The organism is Ornithinimicrobium cryptoxanthini, from assembly GCF_023923205.1.
GTDB lineage: Bacteria > Actinomycetota > Actinomycetes > Actinomycetales > Dermatophilaceae > Ornithinicoccus > Ornithinicoccus cryptoxanthini.
The window spans coordinates 146,713-160,129 of sequence record NZ_CP099490.1; the positions used below are offsets into that span (position 1 = coordinate 146,713).

Annotated in this window: 15 protein-coding genes; 9 read left to right on the forward strand and 6 right to left on the reverse strand. The window is 69.1% G+C overall.

Going from position 1 to position 13,417, the window contains the following annotated elements:
* Window positions 1–71: 71 nt before the first annotated feature.
* Both NF557_RS00645 and NF557_RS00650 read right to left on the reverse strand, forming a co-directional pair.
* Window positions 72–326: a hypothetical protein gene (locus NF557_RS00645; RefSeq protein ID WP_252621180.1), complete on the reverse strand. Its 255-nt coding sequence runs from the start codon at window positions 324–326 to the stop codon at window positions 72–74.
* Entirely contained in the window at window positions 326–1,897 is a 1,572-nt protein-coding gene (locus NF557_RS00650) for a molybdopterin-dependent oxidoreductase (protein ID WP_252621181.1), read from the reverse strand. Before NF557_RS00650 ends, NF557_RS00645 begins: the two co-directional genes overlap by 1 nt.
* A gap of 132 nt (window positions 1,898–2,029) precedes the next feature.
* Here NF557_RS00650 and NF557_RS00655 point away from each other — a divergent pair, with 132 nt between their 5' ends.
* The gene (locus tag NF557_RS00655) at window positions 2,030–2,524 is read left to right on the forward strand and encodes a DUF4446 family protein (protein ID WP_252621182.1); all 495 of its coding nucleotides are present in this window, start codon (window positions 2,030–2,032) and stop codon (window positions 2,522–2,524) included.
* Window positions 2,525–2,549: 25 nt separating this feature from the next.
* Here the strand turns inward: NF557_RS00655 and NF557_RS00660 are convergent, their stop codons facing one another.
* Window positions 2,550–3,743, reverse strand: coding sequence for a diacylglycerol/lipid kinase family protein (locus NF557_RS00660; protein WP_252621183.1), 1,194 nt, complete (start codon window positions 3,741–3,743; stop codon window positions 2,550–2,552).
* A gap of 86 nt (window positions 3,744–3,829) precedes the next feature.
* On the opposite strand from NF557_RS00660, the gene serS reads away from it, so the two are divergent.
* From serS to NF557_RS00675, 3 genes are all read left to right on the forward strand, one after another.
* The gene (gene serS / locus NF557_RS00665; RefSeq protein ID WP_252621185.1) at window positions 3,830–5,098 is read left to right on the forward strand and encodes a serine--tRNA ligase; all 1,269 of its coding nucleotides are present in this window, start codon (window positions 3,830–3,832) and stop codon (window positions 5,096–5,098) included.
* A gap of 85 nt (window positions 5,099–5,183) precedes the next feature.
* Window positions 5,184–6,569: a sensor histidine kinase gene (locus tag NF557_RS00670; RefSeq protein WP_252621186.1), complete on the forward strand. Its 1,386-nt coding sequence runs from the start codon at window positions 5,184–5,186 to the stop codon at window positions 6,567–6,569.
* Entirely contained in the window at window positions 6,566–7,216 is a 651-nt protein-coding gene (locus NF557_RS00675; protein WP_252621187.1) for a response regulator, read from the forward strand. Before NF557_RS00670 ends, NF557_RS00675 begins: the two co-directional genes overlap by 4 nt.
* A 10-nt stretch (window positions 7,217–7,226) precedes the next feature.
* Here the strand turns inward: NF557_RS00675 and NF557_RS00680 are convergent, their stop codons facing one another.
* Window positions 7,227–7,658 (reverse strand): pyridoxamine 5'-phosphate oxidase family protein, encoded by a 432-nt coding sequence (locus tag NF557_RS00680; protein ID WP_252621188.1) that lies wholly within the window; start codon window positions 7,656–7,658, stop codon window positions 7,227–7,229.
* A gap of 222 nt (window positions 7,659–7,880) precedes the next feature.
* On the opposite strand from NF557_RS00680, the gene NF557_RS00685 reads away from it, so the two are divergent.
* The 3 genes from NF557_RS00685 (at window position 7,881) to NF557_RS00695 (ending at window position 10,447) form a co-directional block, all read left to right on the forward strand.
* Window positions 7,881–8,765 (forward strand): ABC transporter ATP-binding protein, encoded by an 885-nt coding sequence (locus NF557_RS00685; RefSeq protein WP_252624276.1) that lies wholly within the window; start codon window positions 7,881–7,883, stop codon window positions 8,763–8,765.
* Window positions 8,762–9,988 (forward strand): ABC transporter permease, encoded by a 1,227-nt coding sequence (locus NF557_RS00690; RefSeq protein ID WP_252621189.1) that lies wholly within the window; start codon window positions 8,762–8,764, stop codon window positions 9,986–9,988. The genes NF557_RS00685 and NF557_RS00690 overlap by 4 nt, the downstream gene beginning before the upstream one ends.
* Window positions 9,989–10,177: 189 nt before the next feature.
* Window positions 10,178–10,447, forward strand: coding sequence for a hypothetical protein (locus tag NF557_RS00695; protein ID WP_252621190.1), 270 nt, complete (start codon window positions 10,178–10,180; stop codon window positions 10,445–10,447).
* Between the two features lie 39 nt (window positions 10,448–10,486).
* On the opposite strand, the gene NF557_RS00700 is transcribed toward NF557_RS00695, so the two are convergent.
* On the reverse strand, window positions 10,487–10,735 hold the full coding sequence (locus NF557_RS00700) for a ribosomal protein L7/L12 (protein WP_252621191.1): 249 nt from the start codon (window positions 10,733–10,735) through the stop codon (window positions 10,487–10,489).
* Between the two features lies 1 nt (window position 10,736).
* The gene (locus NF557_RS00705; RefSeq protein WP_252621192.1) at window positions 10,737–11,588 is read right to left on the reverse strand and encodes an HAD family hydrolase; all 852 of its coding nucleotides are present in this window, start codon (window positions 11,586–11,588) and stop codon (window positions 10,737–10,739) included.
* A 64-nt stretch (window positions 11,589–11,652) separates the two neighbouring features.
* On the opposite strand from NF557_RS00705, the gene NF557_RS00710 reads away from it, so the two are divergent.
* Window positions 11,653–12,474 (forward strand): TrmH family RNA methyltransferase, encoded by an 822-nt coding sequence (locus NF557_RS00710; RefSeq protein WP_252621193.1) that lies wholly within the window; start codon window positions 11,653–11,655, stop codon window positions 12,472–12,474.
* Between the two features lie 48 nt (window positions 12,475–12,522).
* On the forward strand, window positions 12,523–13,146 hold the full coding sequence (locus NF557_RS00715) for a VOC family protein (protein WP_370584427.1): 624 nt from the start codon (window positions 12,523–12,525) through the stop codon (window positions 13,144–13,146).
* Window positions 13,147–13,417: the final 271 nt, after the last annotated feature.

Sequence of the window (13,417 nt, forward strand, 5' to 3'; positions counted from 1 at the left end):
GTCGCGCTGCCGGCATGACAAAGGCCCACTCGTGTCGAGTGGGCCTGTGTCGTTGCCAGGTGAGTGAGCCGTCAGTCGACCAGCTGGAAGCTGCCTGCCTCGGTCAGTGCCGCCTCGATCGCGGCCCGGTCGGGCGTGACCGACTCCTTGTGCTTGACGATGAGTCGCGCCACGTCGGTGTCGGACACCTCAAACGTCGCCTGCCCGAGGCCGAGCTTGGTGAAGACGTCATACAGCCCTTGGAGCGCCTCACGCACGTCATCTTCGGAACGCACGCCCTTGACCCTGAAGGTGGTGGAGGCGACGTGGTCTTCTGTCCCGGTCATCAGATCCTTCCGTTGAACGCCTGGAGCGCGGAGTCCTCGCGGGTGCCACCGCGACCATCGCCGTAGTCGGCATAGTCGGCGATCCACCGGATCGAGCGCACCCACTTCACGTGCTTGTAGCCGTGGTTGGACTCTACGCGCATCCGAGCCGGGCCGCCGAGGTGTATGTCGACCGGCCGGCCGTTGCGCTCGTAGGCCAGGATCGTGTCCTGCTCCCCGACTGTGTCGATGTCGAACGTGGCGTAGAACGGCTCACGGGGTCGGTTGTCGATCATCTTCTGGGCCAGGCCGTAGGACTCGACGATCACATAGTTGGCCCCCTCGGGGCGCTCGCCGAGCAGGTCGACGAGCCGGACGCCGGTCCAGCGGCTGGTCGCCGACCATCCCTGCATGCAGGTGTGGGTGGCGATGTAGGAGACCTGAGGCATCTCGCGCAGCTCGTCGAGAGTGATCTCCCGGCTCGTGCCGTTGATGTCGTCGCCGATCGCGATCGTGTAGCCGTCCCAGTCGTTGTCGCGGGCAGCCACCCACTCCGGGGACTCCTCCTCGGTCGGTGGCAGCCCGTTGGTCCAGTGGAACTCCGAGATGTCCTCGTCGGTGTAGGAGGTCTGCACCGAGCTGCGGGGGCGCATCCAGTTGAGGAAGATCTTGCGGCCGAGCTCGGTGAAGCGCACCAGGATGCCGTGGGCGCGGACCCGGTTGGCGAGCGTCAGATAGCTCAGCGCGATCCAGAAGACGAGCACCGCCACGATCGTGGAGATGATGATGACGAACGCCTGCGCGTAGCGCGCGGTGTCGACGTCACCGAAGACCATGTGGACCAGGTTGTACTCACGGTGCACCAGGAAGACCAGACCGACGTGCATGATCACGAAGCCGGCCATCAGCACCATGCCGATGAAGTGCAGCGAGCGCGCTCCCTGGTGGCCACCCCAGAACTTGACATACCAGGGGTAGCGCGACCGGATGGCCGGTGACATCGCGACGCCGGTGAGCATCATGAACGGCGCCAGGATGAAGATCACGAACGTGTAGCCGAGCATCTGCAGCGGGTCGTAGGGCTGATAGTGCTCGATCCCGGGGACCGAGAAGGACAGATAGACCTTCAGCGACTCGAACGCCTGGGGGAAGACGTCCCAGGAGGTGGGGATGATGCGGCGCCAGAGCCCGGTGCCGAAGAGCAGCCCCACATAGACGATGCCGTTAAGCACCCAGAGCATCACCGACGCGCCGTGCCAGTGCCGGCCCAGGCCGACGTTCTCCCGGCCGGGGAGGCCGATGAGCGGTGACAGCGACTTCTCGTCCATGAGCGAGGTGTAGACGCCCTCCTCCTTGGGCAGCTCGCGCTTGGTGAACTTCAGCCACTCCGTCCCGGGGGCACTGTCCTTGCGCCACCACAGCCGCGGGAGGGAGGAGAGGATCTCCCAGCCCGAGCGCAGCAGCATGCCGATCAGGATGAAGTTGATGAGGTGCGAGGCACGGAGCCAGAAGGGGAAATCCGGGTTCATCTCTTGTCTCTTCCACGTGAACGGGCGGGGCGTGACCTGGCAGATGACCGCGTCAGCGGCCATCTCCTACGGAGTGTAGTGGATTTTTTCTACGTCGTGTCGTTAATTCGGCCGGAGGGAGGCAGAGGTCGCAGAACCAGGGACACTCGCCGGTGGAGATGACCCCTGCGGCGACCCTCGACATACGCTCTGGGGGTGAGCACCACCGCCCTGACCTTCGTCGCCGTGATCGCCCTGGCGCTCTCGTTGGCCGCGCTGGCCCTGGGTTGGGTGGCGCACCGGCGGCACCAGCTGGTCGAGCGGCGGTATGCCGTGCTCTGGGGTGAGGGGGAGGCCGACGTCTCCACGGTCCTGGCGCAGCAGGCCCGCCGCCTGGCGACCGAGCGCGCGCGGATCGACGCGCTCAGAGCCAGCCTCGACGGGCTCAGCGGTGACCTCGCCCAGACGCTGCAGCACGTCGCGGTCGTGCGCTATGACGCGTTCGGGGACATGGGCGGGCAGATGTCCTTCTCGGCTGCCGTGATCGACGACAACGGCGACGGCATGGTGATCAGCTCGGTCCATGCCCGCGGGGAGTCGCGCACCTATGCCAAGGGCATCGTCGGCGGTGGTAGCGACACTGTCCTCACGCCGGAGGAGCAGCAGGCGCTCGCGGCGGCCAGAGACGACTCGGGCACGGTCCGGGGGTAGGCGGTCTCGTTCTGGCCTGTGCAGGTCAGGCCGGCCGACGCAGGATCAGGCTGCCCGGGTTGACGCCGATGGTCATCGCGGTGGCCAGCCCCAGGGTGTCGCCGTCCAGCTGGATCTCCACCGGCTCGTCGGACGTCACCTCGATCGTGCGACCGGTGTAGTAGTCGACCCGCTGGTGCCCTCTGCTGCTGCGCGTCACCAGCCGCGTCACGACGGCACCCCACCCCACGAGCCCCTCCGGGGAGAGCAGCACCAGGTCCAGGATCCCGTCGTCGGCCTGCGCCTGTGGCACCAGGTTGAGACCGCCGGTCAGCTTGCCGACGTTGCCGATGATGACGCTGCGCACGCGACGACGCAGCCGCACACCGGCATCAGTGCGCACGTCCACCTTGAACTGTTTGCCCTTGAGTCGCTGGGCCCCTGACACGATGTAGGCAGCCCAGCCCACCTGCTTCTTGAGCTTCTCCGGGGCGTTGGCCATCACCTCCGCGTCGAAGCCGATCCCCGCCATCACCAGGAAGATGTGATCCTCGACCTCCCCCTCGCCCTGCCTGGGGACCGGCGGGAGGTCGTCAAGGTCCGAGGTGTCCACGGGCGGGGGAGCGTCCTCGTCGTCGGCGTCGCGCAGCGGGCGACGCAGCCGCAGCGTGGCGGTGTCGATCCGGTGGTCCGCCCCGGTCAGCGCGACCTTCATGCCCTGGGTGAGGCTGGTCACCGGCAGGGAGAGGTTGCGGGCGAGCAGGTTGCCCGTGCCGGCGCTGAGCAGCCCCATGGGGACCTCGCTGCCGACCATCGCCGACCCCACGATGCGCACGGTGCCGTCACCGCCGAGGGCGCAGACCAGGTCGACCCCCTCTGCCAGGGCCGCCTTGGTCTGTCCGTAGCCCGGGTCCTCCAGCGTCGTCTCCAGCCACAGCGGGTCCGCCCAGCCGTGCCCACGGCATACCTTGGAGATCTCGGCCCGCACCTTGTCCGTGCGGTCGAACTTGGTCGGGTTCACGACGACGGCGGCCCGGGGGAGAGCCGCCGTGCTCGTCTCGTCCGCGGTGGTCTCGGCCTGGGTGCCGCCCTGGGCGCCACGCCCAGAACTGCTGGAGTATGCCGTGCCGCTGCGGGCGCCGCGCTCCTTCGCCGTCGTCGTGGCGCGCCACAGGAGCCATCCTGCGATGACGACGAGGAGCAGCAGCACCACGAGCGCGAGGGGCCACCAGTCAGTCACAGGGTCAAGGTAACCCCCCGGGGGCCGCGCGAGAGAACGGACGGCTGGGCACCAGCCATGGGGGCAGCGGCACGTACCCTGTGAGGGTGATCGACATCCGGCAGCTTCGTGAGGACCCCGAGCGGGTGCGGGCATCGCAACGTGCCCGTGGTGAGGATGACGGCGTCGTGGACGCCGTCCTGGACGCCGACCGGAGGCACCGCTCCGGGCTGTCCGAGTTCGAGTCCCTGCGGGCGGCGCAGAAGTCGTTCGGCAAGAAGGTTGCCGCAGCCCAGGGCGAGGAGAAGCAGACGCTGCTCGCCGAGGTCAAGGAGACTGCTGCCCGGGTCAAGGAGCTGGACGCCGCCCAGCAGGAGGCCGCGCAGGAGCGCGACACCCTGATGCGCACGATCGGCAACGTCATCATCGACGGCGTGCCGACCGGCGGCGAGGACGACTTCGACCTCCTCGAGACCGTGGGCACCCCGCGCGACTTCGCGGCGGAGGGCTTCGAGCCCAAAGACCACCTGGCGCTCGGGGAGGCGCTGGGCGCCATCGACATGGCTCGTGGCGCCAAGGTGTCCGGGTCGCGCTTCTACTACTTGACCGGTCCTGGTGCGCGCCTGGAGCTGGGGCTGATGAACCTGGCGCTGGACCGCGCTCGCGACGCCGGCTTCGTCCAGCTGCAGGTGCCGACGCTGGTGAACGCCGAGACGATGGCTGGCGCCGGCTTCCTCGACGCGCACGCCGACGAGGTCTACCGCCTAGAGGCGGACGACCTCTATCTGACCGGCACGTCCGAGGTGGCGCTCGCTGGCTATCACACCGACGAGATCATCGACCTGTCCGCCGGTCCGCGGCGCTACACGGCGATGACGACCTGCTATCGCCGCGAGGCCGGCAGCTATGGCAAGGACACCCGCGGCATCATCCGGGTCCACCAGTTCCAGAAGGTCGAGATGTTCGTCTATGCCCGGCCCGAGGACGCGGAGGCCGAGCACGCCCGGCTCCTGGAGTGGGAGCGCGGGATCCTCGACGACTTGGGCCTGGCCTACCGGGTCATCGACGTCGCCGCCGGCGACCTCGGGGGCCCGGCCGCCCGCAAGTTTGACTGTGAGGCCTGGGTGCCCACGCAGGAGCGCTACCGCGAGCTGACTTCGACCTCGAACTGCACGACCTATCAGGCGCGCCGTCTGAACACCCGCGAGCGCGGCGAGTCCGGCACCCGCACGGTGGCCACGCTCAACGGCACGCTGGCCACGACCCGTTTCCTCGTGGCGATCCTGGAGACCCACCAGCAGGCCGACGGCTCGGTCACGGTGCCTGAGGTGCTGCGGCCCTACGTCGGGCTGGACATCATCACGCCTGTGGGCTGACGCGGCTGCTCCCCCGCGCGGGGGAGGCGGGTGCTCGCTCGCGGGACGGAGGCGGGGGAGGTGCGCCGCGCCATACCCTTGACGGATGGACCGCATCGCTCACCTGCTCGGCGCCGATGAGGGCTGGCAGCGTCCCGGCCCCACGGCGGCGCAGCGCCGCACCGACGTGCTGATCGCGCTCGTCGTCTTCGTGCTGGCCGCTGTCTCCATCGAGTTCCTGCGCAGTCTCGGGATGCTGGACGGCAAAAGCTCGCTGCTCGACGTCCTGGGCCAGCACGGGTCCGCCCTCTCCGCAGCGATCCTGCTGGTGTGGCGGCGCTCCCACCCACTCCTCATCGCCGTCCTGGCCAACGCGCACCTCTATGTCATCGGCACCATCCAGCCGGCCGTCGCCAGTGGCCTGGTGATGCAGGTCCTGTATTTCTTCGCGGTCTACTCGGGCGTGGCGTGGGCACGGGACCGGCGCGCGCTGTCCTATGTGCTGACAGGCCTCGTCGTCACGCTGTGCCTCTGGTTGGCCTGGGTGTTTGCCGTGAGCTCGGGCCTCGAGACCCTGATGCGCAATCTGGGGGCCGACGAGGTCGACGCGAGTGGGTTGTTCTCTCCTGCGGTGGCAACGATCGGCCTGGTCACCCTCAACAACGTGCTCTTCCTCGGTGGGGCGATCCTGCTCGGTCAGGTGGCGTGGCGCGGTGCCATGCACACCCGGCGCGAGCTGGAGCAGGCCGCCACGATCCGCTCACAGGCCGCCCGTCTGCGGGACCAGGCCGTGGTCGCCGAGCGGTTGCGGATCGCGCGCGAGCTGCACGACGTCGTGGCCCACCACGTGTCGGTCATGGGGGTCCAGGCCGCCGCCGCGCGCCGGGTCCTGGAGAAGAACCCCGACGCAGCACGCGAGGCCCTCGGTGCCATCGAGTCCTCCTCCCGCAACGCCGTCAGCCAGATGCGCGACCTGCTCGGCACGCTGCGCAGCGGGCAGCTGGCGGCGGACGGAGCATCCGAGGAGGACGGGTCGGACCCGGCGGCGGCCGGGGGCGGCTCGGGCACCCCCGACCGTGCGCCGCAGCCCGGCCTGGACGAGCTCGAGGAGCTGGTCGCGGTCTCGGCCGGACCGAGCCTGGAGGTGAGCTACGCGCTCGTCGAGGAGGTGCCCGGTGCCGCCGGTGAGGTGCCCGCCGCCCTGCAGCTGACGGCATACCGGATCGCCCAGGAGTCCCTGGCCAACGTGCGCCGGCACAGCACCGCCAGCCGGGCCTCGGTGGTGGTGCGGGTCGGCAGCGAGCTCGAGGTGGAGGTGCTCGACAACGGTGCGCCGCGCCACGGGACTGCAGGCACCGGCCTCGGTCAGCGGGGCATCCGGGAGCGCGCCGAGCTGCTGGGCGGCGATGTCGAGATCGGCCCCCGCCGCGGAGCGGGCTATCGGGTGCGCGCGGTCCTGCCGCTCGGCGTGCCGGCGGAGGTCGCCCGGTGATCCGGGTGCTGCTGGTCGACGACCAGCCGCTGCTGCTAAGTGGCTTCGCGATGATCCTGTCCACCGAGGACGACATCGAGGTGGTCGGGCAGGCGCGCGACGGCCGGGAGGGTGTGGCGGCGGTGGCAGAGCTGGAGCCGGACGTGGTCCTGATGGACGTGCAGATGCCGGTGCTCGACGGCATCGAGGCGACCAGGGCGATCGCCTGGCGGACCAAGGTGGTGATCCTGACGACCTTTGACCGCGACGACTACCTGTTTGACGCGCTCGCCGCCGGTGCCAGCGGCTTCCTGCTCAAGAATGCCGACCCCGACGACCTGGTCGACGCGGTGCGCACGGTGGCCTCCGGCCATGCCCTGCTCGCGCCGGAGGTCACCAGCCGGGTCATCTCGCGGATGGCCGAGGGCCGGGCAGGCGGATCGATCCGGCACGATGCGAGCCTGGAGCGGCTGACCGCGCGCGAGCGTGAGGTGCTCGAGCTGGTCGCGCGCGGGCTGTCCAACGCCGAGATCGCGGCCGAGATGTTTGTGGGCGACGCGACGGTCAAGACGCACGTGTCCAACGTGCTGGCCAAGCTGCACCTGCGCGACAGGGTGCAGGCGGTGGTCTTCGCCTATGAGGCGGGGCTGGTCCGACCCGCACCCTGAGGACCGCCCGTCATACGGACTCCTGCTTCTGCGGCTCGACCAGGTCGTATTCGCGCCCCGTCACGCTCTCGACATCGATCGCGACGAACTGGTGCTTGTCCTTGGCGCCGAGCCAGGACCGCAGCCCCAGCCCCTTCGCCGCACGGGCCTCGTCGCCCTCGAGGATCCGGGCGCGGCCACGAGCCACGACCGACCACGCGCGCTGCGCGTCGTCCTCGATCCCGTCGATCTCGAAGGCCACGTCCGAGTTCATCGCCACGCCGAGGAGCTTGCTGCCCTCGGCGGTGCGGAACACCAGTCGGGGTTCTTGTGCGCAGTAGTTGATCGGCACGATGTGCACCTCGTCCACCAGGTGAAAAGCCAGGCGCCCCAACCGTTCTCCGGCCAGACGCTCCCAGCTGGCGCGTTCATCCAGCCACGTGTCGTCGTCCCACATGTTCATCTCCTCCTCGTGTTACTACCCATCGTAGTAGACGTGCCGACTGCAGGCCATGCTTGGTGGTGGATCTCACGCGCGGACGCCGGTCTCCCCCGCAGTGGGGAGGACAGATCTCCGCCCTGCCGCCGATGTGCTGGCCCCAGCACGCCTGAGAGATTGGGACCATCAACGACAGAGCGGGATCAACCACCGGGCTGCGAGGCGGTCAGGATGAGGGGAGTGCAGATGCTAGGGGTGCACGGACTGACCCGGCAGTATGGCGAGGTGCGCGCCGTCGACGGCGTCACCTTCGAGGTGCCGGCGGGCAAGATGATCGGTTTCGTCGGGGGCAACGGTGCCGGCAAGACGACCACGATGCGGATGATCATGGGGGTGCTGGCGCCCAACGCGGGTGAGGTCACCTGGGGTGAGCGTCCCGTCACGCGCGCCGACCGCACTCGCTTCGGCTACATGCCTGAGGAGCGCGGCCTCTATCCCAAGCAGGGCGTGTTGGACCAGCTGACCTATCTGGGCCGGCTGCACGGCATGAGCCAGGGCGACGCCAACGGGCGCGCCAAGGAGCTGCTCGAGCGCTTCGGGCTCGGTCACCGACTGAAGGAGAAGGTCGAGAAGCTGTCGCTGGGCAACCAGCAGCGAGCCCAGATCATCGCGGCCGTCCTGGGCGAGCCGCTCGCGCTGATCATGGACGAGCCGTTCTCCGGCCTGGACCCTGCCGCCGTCGACCAGATGGCCGACCTGCTGCGCGAGCACACCTCGCGCGGTGTCCCGGTGCTCTTCAGCAGCCACCAGCTCGAGCTGGTCGACCGGCTCTGCGACGGCATCGTCGTGCTGCACAAGGGCAAGGTCGTGGCCCAGGGCACGTCAGATGAGCTGCGCGGCAACGCGCCCCTGCGTTTTGTGATGACCCTGACCGGTGACGCCGGCTGGGTGCGCGGCGAGCCGGGCATCAAGGTGCTCGACCTCGACGGCGCCACGGTCGAGCTGGAGCCGGAGTCCGAGGAGCTGGCCCAGCGTCTCCTGACCGAGGCCGTCTCCCGCGGCGGCGTGCGTGAGTTCAGCCGCGTCCGTCCGTCCCTGAGCGAGATCTACCGAGAGGTGGCAGCAGCATGAGCACCGACACCATCACCAGGCCCGACACCAGCGTCGACACGAGGATGGCCACCAGGTCGCCGTGGAAGCTCGTGGCACTGCGCGAGCTCCAGGTCCGACTCAGCGATCGCAACTTCCTCCTGGGCACCGGCGCCACCATCGTGTTGATCGCTGCCCTGTTCGCGCTCCAGGGCTTCCTGATGGGCGGCGGCGCCCCGTCCTACACGATGGCGGTCACCGGCTCCGAGGCCGGAGCCGTCGTCGCTGAGGCGGAGCAGGCACTGCAGGCGACTGAGGACGACGCCAGCATCTCCACGATCGAGGTGGCCGACGCCGCGGCTGCGGAGACCGCCCTCACCGAGGGGGACGCCGACGCCGCGCTGCTGCCGGCCGGTGACGGCTGGGAGTTCGTCACGGACGGCGAGCCTGACGCCCAGCTCCAGGGGGTGGTGTCCGAGTCGATCCGCAGCTCCATGCTGGCCGCGAACGCAGAGGCTGCCGGGACCTCCCTGTCGGAGCTGACCGCAGGCACGACCGTGGAGATGCGGGACATCTCCGGAGGCAATGACCAGTCGCGGTTCGTTGCCTGGATCGCCGGCTTTGCGATGGCCTTCCTCTTCTATATGGCGGCCATCATGTTTGGCATGATGATCGCCAACTCGGTGGTCGAGGAGAAGCAGTCCCGCATCGTGGAGATCCTCGCCGCAGCGATCCCGGTGCGCGCCCTCTTGACCGGCAAGGTCCTTGGCAACACCGTGATGGCGTTCGGGGTGATGGCGCTGATGGGGACGGTCGCTCTCGTGGGGCTCACCTTCACCGAGTACGACCAGTACCTGTCGATCGTCACCGAAGGCTTCCTCTGGTACATCCCGTTCTTCGTGCTCGGCTTCCTGGCCCTGGCCTGCGTCTGGGCAGCCGCGGGTGCGATGGCCTCGCGCACCGAGGATCTGCAGTCCACGACGATGCCGCTGACGATGGTCCTGGTCACCATCTTTATCGTCGGACTCAGCCTGGACGGGGCCGCCAAGGTCATCGGATCGTTCGTGCCGGTGCTCTCCACGATCCTGATGCCGATGCGCCTGCTCGAGGGCACGGCGCAGTGGTGGGAGGCCGTGCTGGCTCTGGGGCTGACCGCAGCGTTCTGCGCCCTGACGATCATCGTGGGCGCCCGCCTCTATCGGCGGGCGCTGCTGCAGACCTCCGGTCGGGTCTCGCTCAAGGCCGCCTGGGGTGGCGGCGAGTGAGCCTCTGACCAGGGGTGGTCTGACCTGGCGGCGACGCCGGAGTGACTCGCGGGAGGGTGACTGAGATCTCCCTCCGCGAGTCACTTTTCGTGACCCAAAAGAGATAGAATCGTGATGGTTGATGAACAGGCGGGGTCCGCACGTCGTCACCACATCTCACCCCTACTTCCTGAAAAGGACTGCAGTGCCATGACCGGCCCCTACGCCACCTCGCCCCGCACCTCTCCCACCTTCTGCCCGCGCTGTGGGCGCGGCGTGGAGCTCTCCTCCTCCGGCCTGCTGGCCCCGCACAACGTGCGCCCTGTCGGCGGGGACACCTGCGACGGCTCGGGTCTGATGCCCGCGTTCGTCCCGCCGTGGCCGGGCACCGTCAAGCTCAGCAAGCCCCGCACCCTGCGGCTGCGCACGCCGCGGTTTGCCCGTGGCGGTCGCAAGGCTGAGGACCTCACCACAATCTGAGCGACGATTGCCAGGCAAGCACGTGTGTGCCTCGGTGGCTCACATTGCGTCGACGAGCGCCTTCGCCTCGGCCAGGCCCAGGCCGGGCTGGAGCTCGCGCAGTGCCTTGATGGCCTCGATCTGCCGACCTGCTTGTGTGAGCCGGAGCACCTCATCCATCCGGGTGTCGCGCGGCGGTTCCGGCGCGTCGAGCAACTGAGCCAACTGCTCGACCCGCTCCTCGAGCTGGCTGACCCGCATGCGCAGGTCGGCGATCTCTGGAGCGCTGTCGTTGCCAAAGAGTCCCAAGTCAATCTCCCTGAGTCGTGATCGTAGATATGCAGTCGGCTGTGACCTGCTCGAGCAGGACCGCTAGGCCATCCTCCTCGACGGGGGCGGTCGTCTCGTCGGCCGCAGCGATCACCTCTGGTGGCGCCTGACCCATCGCGACTCCGCGAGCCGCCCAGCCCAACATCTCCAGATCGTTGCGCTGGTCGCCGACGGCCACGGTGCACCACGGCTCCACGCCGAGCTGTCTGCGGACCTGCTCCAGCGCGCTGCCCTTGGAGACGCCCTCGGGCGCCAGGTCAAGCCACGCGGTGAAGCCCACGGCATAGTTCACGCCGTGCAGACCGATGCGGTCGACGAGCTCGGAGAAGCTCTCGGCCGAGCCGTTGGGGTCTCGGAACGTCACACGGGTGGCGGGGTGGGCGACCAGCTCTTCGTCGTCGACGAGGCGCAGGTCGCCCTGGAGCTCACCCTCCGGGAAGGGAGCGCTGAGCTTGAAGCCGACGCCGACCTCCTCGACGGCGACGAGCGCGTCCGGGCGGGCCCGACGCAGCAGCTCCACCGCCGGGCGGGGGTCGAAGGTGACGGCTTCGATGATCTCGTAACCCTCGGCATACTCCGGATCGAGGGCGATGGTGATTGCGCCGTTTGAGCAGACGGCGAAGGAGCCCCGGCGCACGAGGCCGAGCTCTTCGATGATCGGCATCGTCGCGACCACCGAACGACCGGTCGCGATCACGATGTGTGCCCCGGCGTCGCGCAGAGCGGTGATGGAGTCCGCAACCCGGGAGGTGAGGTGGCCGTCGTGGTGCAGGATCGTGCCGTCGACGTCCAGCGCGACGAGGAGCTGGTCGGCGGAGAACTGTGGGATCACAGGCCTCACGCTACCGCTGCGAGCTGGTGGTCTTCGGCTTGGTGGTCTGCGATGCTGTCCCCCGATGGATGAGTTGCTGATCACCTCGCCGGCGAACCCACGGCTGAAGGCACTGGCCGGACTGCGCCGCCGCAGGGCCCGCGAGACCGAGGGCCGCACCCTGATCGAGGGCTTCGAGGAGCTGGAGCTGGCGCTGACCGCCGGAGTCGTGCCGCGGGCCGTCTACTACTGCCCCGACCTGATGGCCGACCCCGATAGCCAGGTGCGCGTCATCCAGGACGTGGCCCGCCGTGGGGCCGAGGTGATCCGGCTGGGCCGGGCCGCTTTCGAGAAGGCGGCCTACCGCCAGGGGCCGGACGGGTTCCTGGCTGTGGTCGACACGGTCACCCGTGACTGTGCGGACCTGATGGTGCCCGACAACGCACTCATCCTGTTCTGCGAGGCCGTCGAGAAGCCGGGCAACCTCGGCGCCATGCTGCGCACTGCGGACGCTGCCGGGGTCGACGCCGTCATCGCCGCGGACCCCGTCACGGACTGGGGCAACCCCAACCTGGTGCGGGCGAGCAAGGGCACCGTCTTTTCGGTGCCGGTCGTCAGCGACACCACGGAGCGTGCCCTGGGTTGGCTTGCTGCACACGACATCCCGCTCGTCGCAGCCACGCCGGACACGGAGCTGGAATACACCGACCCCGACTACACGGGCCCGGTCGCGATCGCGGTCGGCGCCGAGAAGGAGGGGCTCAGCGACCGGGTGCTGCAGGCCGCCACCCATCGGGTCCGGATCCCGATGGTCGGACGCGCCAACTCGCTGAATGTGTCGACGTCTGCGGCGGTCATCACCTATGAGGCGGTGCGGCAGCGTCGGACTGGCAACGGACCTGGTTAACAGTTGACCAAACCGTTGTGTCACGATGACGGAATGCGGATCGATCACGTGAGTTACGCGGCGAAGCCGGAGGGGCTGCAGGCCACAGCGATGGAGCTGGGGCAGAAACTGGGCATCACTCCGCACGACGGAGGGATCCACCCGCGGTTCGGCACGCGCAACGTGATCCTGCCCCTGGCGGGAGACCGCTATCTGGAGGTCGTCGAGGTGCTCGATCACCCCGCCTCCGACAAGGCACCGTTCGGCCAGGCGGTGCGGGCACGGTCCGCAGCCGGCGGCGGCTGGATGGCCTGGGTCATCGCGGTCGACGACCTGACCGATGTCGAGGAGCGCCTCGGCCGCCGAGCCGTGGAGGGACAGCGGCACACCCCTGAGGGCATCGAGCTGCAGTGGCGCCAGATCGGCATCCGCGGCCTGATCGCCGACCCGCAGCTGCCGTTCTTTGTGCAGTGGTCGACGATGGACCACCACCCCTCGCGGCTGGAGCAGTCGCCCGTGCGGCTGACCGGCCTGCAGATCTCCGGTGAGTCGGACCGGGTCCGCGACTGGTTGGGCCTCAGCGGCCAGCAGGGCACCTGGGAGACCGACATCGACTTCGCGTTCGAGCACGATGAGGCAGCCAGGCTGCAGACCGTGACCTTCGAGCTCCCGCAGGGCTCCGTCACCATCTGAGGTCCGCTCGCACCAGTCGCACCAGTCGCAGCAGCGGCGCCTGCCTGTCGGCCAGAGCGTGCAGGTGAACTCTGGGGCCGGGCGGCGTCGGCGTGTCAGCGGCCAGAGCGTGCAGGTGAACGCTGGGGCCGGGCGGCGTCGGCGTGTCAGCGGCCAGAGCGTGCGGGTGAACGCTGGGGCCGGGCGGCGTCGGCGTGTCAGCGGCCACAGCGTGCAGGTGAACCCTGGGGCCGGGCGGCGTCGGCGTGTCAGCGGCCAGAGCGTGCGGGTG

What these genes read in the sequence shown, in the direction of transcription:
- NF557_RS00645 (WP_252621180.1), bottom strand. Translation starts at nt 326, where the DNA reads ATGACCGGGACAGAAGACCACGTCGCCTCCACCACCTTCAGGGTCAAG.
- NF557_RS00650 (WP_252621181.1), bottom strand. Translation starts at nt 1,897, where the DNA reads ATGGCCGCTGACGCGGTCATCTGCCAGGTCACGCCCCGCCCGTTCACG.
- NF557_RS00670 (WP_252621186.1), top strand. Translation starts at nt 5,184, where the DNA reads ATGGACCGCATCGCTCACCTGCTCGGCGCCGATGAGGGCTGGCAGCGT.
- NF557_RS00680 (WP_252621188.1), bottom strand. Translation starts at nt 7,658, where the DNA reads ATGAACATGTGGGACGACGACACGTGGCTGGATGAACGCGCCAGCTGG.
- NF557_RS00685 (WP_252624276.1), top strand. Translation starts at nt 7,881, where the DNA reads ATGCTAGGGGTGCACGGACTGACCCGGCAGTATGGCGAGGTGCGCGCC.
- NF557_RS00690 (WP_252621189.1), top strand. Translation starts at nt 8,762, where the DNA reads ATGAGCACCGACACCATCACCAGGCCCGACACCAGCGTCGACACGAGG.
- NF557_RS00695 (WP_252621190.1), top strand. Translation starts at nt 10,178, where the DNA reads ATGACCGGCCCCTACGCCACCTCGCCCCGCACCTCTCCCACCTTCTGC.
- NF557_RS00710 (WP_252621193.1), top strand. Translation starts at nt 11,653, where the DNA reads ATGGATGAGTTGCTGATCACCTCGCCGGCGAACCCACGGCTGAAGGCA.